This is a genomic window from Paenibacillus sp. P4_A7, from assembly GCF_056402455.1.
Window position 1 is genome coordinate 1 of the sequence record NZ_JBFUHJ010000297.1, and the last position, 6872, is coordinate 6872.

Below are 6872 nucleotides of genomic sequence, written 5' to 3' on the forward strand. Positions count from 1 at the left end.
GGGTTGCAGCTCGCTTCCAGGCCTGACATTAACCTTGCACATGAAGCAGGCAGCCTTTCCTCCGCAGCGTGTTCGAATAGACACATTAGCTCTTCTTGCTGCGTCTAAGATCGTTGTCCCTGGCCTTACCTTAATAGATCTTCCTGATGGCCAGAAGGTGACCTCACCATTCATTACAGCTCACCTGCCTCTCTCTCACGTATCCAGCGGCGAATGCTGAGCTTTGCAGTCGCAGTGAAGGAATTATACACTTCTATCGCTTGAAGCGCATTCTCATGGATAGCAGGCGCGTCAGCGAACGCTTCTATGATAAGCTGTACCCGATCTTTGCGTCCTCGGAGAACATTAAACCACAGTTCATGAGCGAGAGGGACAATATTCACTTCCAGCGACTCATCAAATAACTCCACTTGTTCCGCATAAGCGAGCAGCAGACCTTTTACGTTGGTTACATACTGACAGTCATAGGCAGATACATGAAATCCTCCGACCAGCTCAACCTGTACCTCGTGAATAATAAAATGACATAATTTCGAACGATAGATTTCAGATACACTTATTGTCGGCTCATCAGTTGCATACGCTTTTAGTAATTCGTAGATAGAGTCAACGTCTTCCTCGTCACAATAAATATCAAGGTCATTCGGTTCGGATTGCAACGGTAGGTCCCTCAGCATTAAGCCTGCGCTGCCGCCGACTATCCAGCTAGTGTTGCTTGATTGTGTGGCTTTTATAATTGTAGCCAGCGCTTTTTGGATGCGTTCATTTTCGGTCATCGCCGGCACTTCCTTCCAAGCGTAAACGGCTTGCGCCATCCTCTGGCGGTGCAGCTCACGTTTCGCATTGAACAATTCAATAAGGCGTTTTAACATCTTACTGCTTTGCTTTATGTGTTAAAAATAGGTTTTATTAATCACAACGATTGTTCCAGCATTTTCTTTCACAATGGCCTGACAGCCTAATCGGTAACCTTCCTCGAATTCTTCCGGCTCAAGACGATCCCATTCCTGATCCGTTATTTCCTCTAGCTGGTCTCCGCCTTCAGTAACGAGGCAGCGACAACGAGCACAGGTGCCGCGAGTGCAAGAGAAACTCCAATCCACATTATGTTTAATCGCATGATCTAATATGGATAAGCCATCCTCTGCCTCAACAACTGCTGTTTTTGTTCTGCCCTTCAATTCAATCATAGTGGTATAATGTCTCCTTCTCAGCTTGATTGATTCATATGTCATATGTATGCATAGCTAAATAATAGAAATCAGTCCGCAAATAAAACCAATTATTAAAATGATGAAAGCGATTAATGAAAGTAAAAATTTCAATATACCTTTTGTTTTTGTTCGGGCGACCGTAATCAATATAGCCGCGATTGCCATCATGCCGATACCAAATAGCGATACCCACATTTTTGTCATAGCATCCATATAAAATTCATTCTCCTAATCTGTATCATAATGAGTTCTGTACCATTATAACATCGTACAAAAAAAAGGACAAAAGCAGACAGAGTGTTGCACCGAATAAGAAAATTCGACACATTCCCTCGCTTTTGTCGCTACCTTTTACTTCTTGATCATCATTTTCATTAATGATTCCATACTACTTGCATTCATACCGCTCGCTTTAACAGCCTTCACGATATCATTTATTGTAGATTCTGTGACTTTAATTTTAGCCATTTCCGATACTTGCTTGATCAGTTTCCTTAGCTCTGCTTCGCTTTGCATCGTTTCTGCTGTTACGCCGCTGGCTAGCTTCTTGACTGAATTCTCGGAAATGCCTTTTCCTGTTTTTTTGTTGATTGAATTCAAAATATCTTTAGAGAAATCTTTCGACAATTCCCCCAACCTCCCCCTAGAATTTATTCCTAGCATCATATGATTGGGAGATTGGTTTGGTGTAGGCGCTGTCCTAATTGATTTCTTCGATTTCGTGTGTACGCAAACGGCCCATTAGATGCTCTACAGCTGTTCTAGGCGATTTGTTCTCAAACRGCACTTCATAGAGTTGGAATGTAATAGGCATTTCGACATCGTATTGCTTCGAAAGCTCATAAGCGGCACGTGTCGTCCTTACGCCTTCAACAACCATGCCCATCTTGGTCAGCACTACATCCAGCGGTGTACCGTCAGCAAGCATGTAACCAGCACGCCAATTACGACTATGCTTGCTCGTACAGGTCACGACAAGATCGCCAACTCCAGCAAGTCCTGCAAATGTAAGTGGATTCGCACCCATGGCTGCTCCAAGCCTGCCGATTTCAGCCAGACCCCGCGTTAACAAAGCTGCCTTGGCATTGTCCCCAAAGTTCAGCCCATCAGATAAGCCAGCGCCAAGAGCAATAATATTTTTGATTGCGCCTGACACCTCGACACCAGCCACGTCAGAATTCGTATATACGCGGAAGTTCGTGTTCATTAGAGCATCCTGAGCCTGCTCTGCAGCCTGCAAATTCGCAGAAGCTACCACTACCGTTGTTGGCTGCTTACGGATAACTTCCTCCGCATGGCTTGGTCCTGAGAGCACCACTAGCTCCTCTACAGGACGGCTAAGCTCCTCTGAAAGCACAGTAGTCATCCGTTTTAGCGTATCCGACTCAAACCCTTTGGTTGCGTGGACGCATAAGGTTTCTGGTGATAAGAAAGGTGCTGCTTGTCTGGCAACATCACGCATAGCACCTGATGGCGCAACGAACAGCGCTAATTCCACTTCATGCAACGCCTCTTTCATGTCGGTAGTTGCACAAATTAATTCTGGAAGCTTAACGCCTGGAAGAAACTTGCTATTCTCATGATTTTGGTTGATTCCATTTGCTTGCTCTTCATTACGCGTCCATAACATAACCTGATAACCGTTATTCGCCAGTACAGAAGCAAGAGCCGTTCCCCAGCTCCCTGCTACTAATACTGCCGCGCGTCCTCTTGATGATGAGTTATTCGTTGTCATGCAAGGCTACATTCCTTTCTTAGCGCCAAGTTTATTTTCCGTCCCTTGCAGCAGCTTTATTATATTCGTCCGATGGCGGAAAAACGCAAAGAGACAAATAATGAGACTTGCACAAAGCAAGGGCACCGAGAAATAAAAGAAATAAATGAATAATGGCGTTAGGGCAGCAAATAAAAGCGAGCCTAAAGAAACGTATCTCGTTAATGCAATAATAGCGATGGCTACCAAACCAGCGCAAAGCGCGGGTACAAATGAGAGCGTAGCTATTGCACCTACCGTTGTTGCGATACCTTTGCCGCCTTTGAAACCAAACCAGACTGGCCAATTATGTCCAACAATCGCAGCTAGGCCGCATAAAGCCGGAATCCATTCATTATTGCCTAGTCCATGCCCGATCCCTACAGCACCTACACCCTTGGCGATATCGAGCAGAAATACGAGTATGCCTGGACCTTTCCCAAGCACTCTTAATGTATTAGTCGCCCCAGCATTGCCGCTGCCATGTTCGCGTATATCAATCCCTTTGACCCATTTTGCAATGACAATACTAAAAGAAACTGACCCTAATAAATAGCTTAACGCAACTGCGATAACTCCGTATAACAAGCTGCTTCTCCCCTAATCTTCTTCAGACTTCCGTCTTGAGAATATACGAATCGGTGTGCCTTCAAAATTGAACGCTGCACGAATTTTGTTTTCCAGATACCGCTCATATGAGAAATGCATAATCGACGGATCATTAACAAAAACAACGATCGTAGGCGGTTTAGTTGCTACTTGTGTAACATAGTTAATACGCAAACGTTTTCCCTTATCACTTGGCGGAGGATTAATTGCAACCGCATCCGAAATCACATCATTGAGTAGATGAGTTTGAATACGCAGCGCATGCTGCTCCGATACGTGGTTAACAACTGGCAATAGTTTTTGCAAGCGTTGCTTCGTAAGTGCGGATAAATATACAATTGGCGCATAGGTCATGAACAAGAAGTGGTCACGTATATTTTGAGAGAAATTTTGCATTGTTTTCTCATCTTTATCGACAACATCCCACTTGTTCACAACGAACATAGATGCTTTACCCGCTTCATGAGCGTATCCAGCAATATGCTTGTCCTGTTCAATGATGCCTTCTTCTCCATTAATCAATACAAGAACAACGTCTGCACGTTCAATCGCTTTCATAGCACGCATTACGCTGTACTTCTCAGTCGATTCATACACCTTGCCGCGTTTACGCATAYCGGCTGTATCAATAAGAACATAGCGTTGTCCGTCACGTTCGAATGGCGTATCGATCGCATCACGAGTAGTACCCGCAACATCACTGACGATTACACGTTCTTCACCAAGTATGGCATTGACTAAAGAGGACTTACCCACATTTGGTCGGCCAATTAAGGCAACTTTAATAATATCGTCATCATACTCTTCTTCCGTTAGCTCGGGCAGCAGCACCACTGCAGCATCTAACAGATCTCCGATTCCAAGTCCATGAGAACCAGAAATCGCAATGGGTTCCCCGAATCCAAGACCGTAGAATTCATACACTTCATCCATACGGTTAGCATTGTCTACTTTATTAACAGCAAGTACGACAGGCTTACGTGAACGAAATAGCATTTTTGCAACTTCATCATCTGCATGTGTCAAACCGGTTTTGGCATCGACCATAAAAATAATGACATCCGCTTCTTCTATCGCCAGTTCAGCCTGCATACGGACTGACTTCATGATCTCATCTTCACCATCAATTTCAATACCGCCAGTGTCAATAATGCTGAACGGCTTACCATTCCACTCACCAGTACCGTAAATACGGTCACKGGTAATACCAGGTTTATCTTCTACAATTGCTAGTCGGTCTCCAATTACCCTATTAAAAATAGTGGACTTACCCACATTTGGACGCCCGACGATCGCTATAACGGGTCTTGCCATAGTGCTTTTCACTCCTCAAGTGTAAACTGCTGTCACCGTCTTATGCGGCTAAGCTCGTTTTGCGGTGGTTATATAGAAATGGATAAGTGTGAAACTTATTAATTCTATATAACTCAAAAATACTCACGTAAACCATCATAGCAAAAAACTACGTTCTTGGCTAACTTTTCATGTTATTATGATTAACCAATATTATCGTTCCGTTCTTTAAATCATGTGCGCTGGCATCTAAAATTTTCTCAAGCAGAAATGAGGTTTGCTGCAGCTTCTCCATATCTCGCACTAAAAAAATTGGTGCTCCCCCTGCTACCTCATCGGCTTTCATCGAAACGACAGCAACGATTTTAGCCATGCTCGCCAGCTCCCTTCTTATTTACCGACGCTTCGGTCGGCATTCTCACAGCTGATTCTAAGATCGGCACACGTAAAATAACCGCCTGCCCTTTGCTAGAATCTTGTTCCTGCGGCAAAATGAATATGGCCAATCTGCCGTCGAGCATATCGAGTTTTGCCATCGGAATAAGCGCCGGTTCACCATCATCACGGTATACACCCAATATCGTAGCTAAATCATATAGTATCGCTTGGCGTTGTCCAAGATTGCTTAATGTAATTTTTGCATTCGCATTATTAGGGGTCAAAATAAACCCCATGCCTCTATCCGAAATAATTTGCTGGTTCGCTTTAAGACCAACGTTCATTATGTAAATGTTATCTACGAATAAATCTGGCCCGTCTATTTTAACTTTAGCCGGCTGCACCGATGCAATATGCGATATCGATTTTCCCGATTTAAGCTTTTCCACCAATAATAAGGATATCCCGCCTGCAACGATTCCAAACCACACATTAAGAATAATCGCAAACAAGCTAGTCAATAAGGCGGTCATGATAACCAAGTAATTTCGCCCTTCGAAGACCATGGCTATCCCTTCAATGTAAGTTGATCCGCGTCCAACAAGCTCTAAGCTGTCTATTTTAGTAAGCGTTTCACGTTCCATTTTCCGAACATCACGAAACTGCTGCGCAGCTAAAGTAAGAAAAGTAATCGCTGTGTAATCCTTGTTGTACAGAGCCGGCACAGCTACTGATCCAAGTGCTGCGGCTATGACTCCTAGTGATATGTGAATAATGCGACCGTGCGGATATGTCGGATACTGGCGATAATCCGTTCTAAGCATAAGCAGACGTGAAATAATTCCGAATACCATCCCTAGAAGCACACCGATTAACAATTTATTTTGCACAAGAAACATATGCATTACGACGAACGGCCTCCTTTTAAATGCCAGAACACCAAACTTAGCTTAGCAAAAACCATTCGAACCGCTTTTAGAAATAAAGTGAAAATCATTACCGATACGATTGCAATCCAGAAGCTATCCCACCAGTAAAGTGAGCCTATCATCGTCGTGTAGGAAGCACCCTGAAGTATCGTGTTAAGCACTTCACCGAGTGCTGCACCCCAAGCAATCATACCGAATTGATGCTTTACATTTGAAGTGAAGGCTCCGCAAAGAATTCCGCTTAGCAGCGGAGCATCCCAAAGCGGATCAATCCAATAGAATACCGGATCAAAGCTGTACATTTTACGAAGACTGCCCCATATGATCATAATCATTAGGACACATAAGAGTAAGTAGCCTTTATAACTCCAATCCTCTGAATCGCTTAGAGCCAATAATCCTGCAAGCAATAACACAATTGCAGCTGCGTGCAGCTCCACATGTACATATGCGTTGTCCGGCACCCACCAAATTGAGAATGGAAGCAACGCTATTACACCAATCCCAAATAATACGATTGAACGCCGGCTAAAATCAGGAGCTATAAAAGGCTTCCATCCTGTTGCCATTAATATAATCAGTATAACGATAATCCATAAGGACATATAACCTGGATTCATCACATATCACCTCTTGTACCCCCTAGTATGCGCAAAAAAAAAGGAGCTATTCCTGTGATTATCCACAGAAATAGCC

The 6872-nt window shown here is 43.8% G+C and carries 11 protein-coding genes; all 11 read right to left on the minus strand.

Annotated features, from left to right (window positions below; genetic code table 11):
• Nucleotides 1-174 (minus strand): 2Fe-2S iron-sulfur cluster-binding protein (locus AC1DWN_RS24175; RefSeq protein ID WP_477561459.1); only part of this gene is annotated, 174 nt, incomplete at its 3' end.
• Nucleotides 174-872, minus strand: coding sequence for a nucleotidyltransferase family protein (locus tag AC1DWN_RS24180; RefSeq protein ID WP_477561449.1), 699 nt, complete (start codon nucleotides 870-872; stop codon nucleotides 174-176). The genes AC1DWN_RS24180 and AC1DWN_RS24175, both read right to left, overlap by 1 nt.
• Nucleotides 873-893: 21 nt before the next feature.
• Complete coding sequence (locus AC1DWN_RS24185; RefSeq protein ID WP_477561450.1) at nucleotides 894-1190, minus strand: 2Fe-2S iron-sulfur cluster-binding protein; 297 nt, start codon at nucleotides 1188-1190, stop codon at nucleotides 894-896.
• A 57-nt stretch (nucleotides 1191-1247) separates the two neighbouring features.
• Nucleotides 1248-1427, minus strand: a complete 180-nt coding sequence (locus tag AC1DWN_RS24190; protein ID WP_477561451.1) for a DUF2768 family protein — start codon at nucleotides 1425-1427, stop codon at nucleotides 1248-1250.
• 138 nt (nucleotides 1428-1565) lie between these two features.
• Entirely contained in the window at nucleotides 1566-1841 is a 276-nt protein-coding gene (locus AC1DWN_RS24195; protein WP_477561452.1) for a stage VI sporulation protein F, read from the minus strand.
• A gap of 73 nt (nucleotides 1842-1914) precedes the next feature.
• Entirely contained in the window at nucleotides 1915-2949 is a 1035-nt protein-coding gene (locus AC1DWN_RS24200; RefSeq protein WP_477561453.1) for an NAD(P)H-dependent glycerol-3-phosphate dehydrogenase, read from the minus strand.
• A 6-nt stretch (nucleotides 2950-2955) separates the two neighbouring features.
• Nucleotides 2956-3555: a glycerol-3-phosphate 1-O-acyltransferase PlsY gene (gene plsY / locus AC1DWN_RS24205; protein WP_477561454.1), complete on the minus strand. Its 600-nt coding sequence runs from the start codon at nucleotides 3553-3555 to the stop codon at nucleotides 2956-2958.
• Between the two features lie 12 nt (nucleotides 3556-3567).
• Entirely contained in the window at nucleotides 3568-4890 is a 1323-nt protein-coding gene (der, locus tag AC1DWN_RS24210; RefSeq protein ID WP_477561455.1) for a ribosome biogenesis GTPase Der, read from the minus strand.
• Between the two features lie 160 nt (nucleotides 4891-5050).
• Nucleotides 5051-5242 (minus strand): capping complex subunit for YIEGIA, encoded by a 192-nt coding sequence (locus AC1DWN_RS24215; protein ID WP_477561456.1) that lies wholly within the window; start codon nucleotides 5240-5242, stop codon nucleotides 5051-5053.
• Nucleotides 5235-6152, minus strand: coding sequence for a YIEGIA family protein (locus AC1DWN_RS24220; protein WP_477561457.1), 918 nt, complete (start codon nucleotides 6150-6152; stop codon nucleotides 5235-5237). The genes AC1DWN_RS24215 and AC1DWN_RS24220 overlap by 8 nt, the downstream gene beginning before the upstream one ends.
• The gene (locus AC1DWN_RS24225) at nucleotides 6152-6796 is read right to left on the minus strand and encodes a YphA family membrane protein (RefSeq protein ID WP_477561458.1); all 645 of its coding nucleotides are present in this window, start codon (nucleotides 6794-6796) and stop codon (nucleotides 6152-6154) included. The genes AC1DWN_RS24220 and AC1DWN_RS24225 overlap by 1 nt, the downstream gene beginning before the upstream one ends.
• Between the last annotated feature and the right edge of the window lie 76 nt (nucleotides 6797-6872).

What these genes read in the sequence shown, in the direction of transcription:
- AC1DWN_RS24215 (WP_477561456.1), bottom strand. Translation starts at nt 5,242, where the DNA reads ATGGCTAAAATCGTTGCTGTCGTTTCGATGAAAGCCGATGAGGTAGCA.
- AC1DWN_RS24190 (WP_477561451.1), bottom strand. Translation starts at nt 1,427, where the DNA reads ATGGATGCTATGACAAAAATGTGGGTATCGCTATTTGGTATCGGCATG.
- AC1DWN_RS24220 (WP_477561457.1), bottom strand. Translation starts at nt 6,152, where the DNA reads ATGCATATGTTTCTTGTGCAAAATAAATTGTTAATCGGTGTGCTTCTA.
- AC1DWN_RS24180 (WP_477561449.1), bottom strand. Translation starts at nt 872, where the DNA reads ATGTTAAAACGCCTTATTGAATTGTTCAATGCGAAACGTGAGCTGCAC.
- AC1DWN_RS24185 (WP_477561450.1), bottom strand. Translation starts at nt 1,190, where the DNA reads ATGATTGAATTGAAGGGCAGAACAAAAACAGCAGTTGTTGAGGCAGAG.
- AC1DWN_RS24225 (WP_477561458.1), bottom strand. Translation starts at nt 6,796, where the DNA reads ATGAATCCAGGTTATATGTCCTTATGGATTATCGTTATACTGATTATA.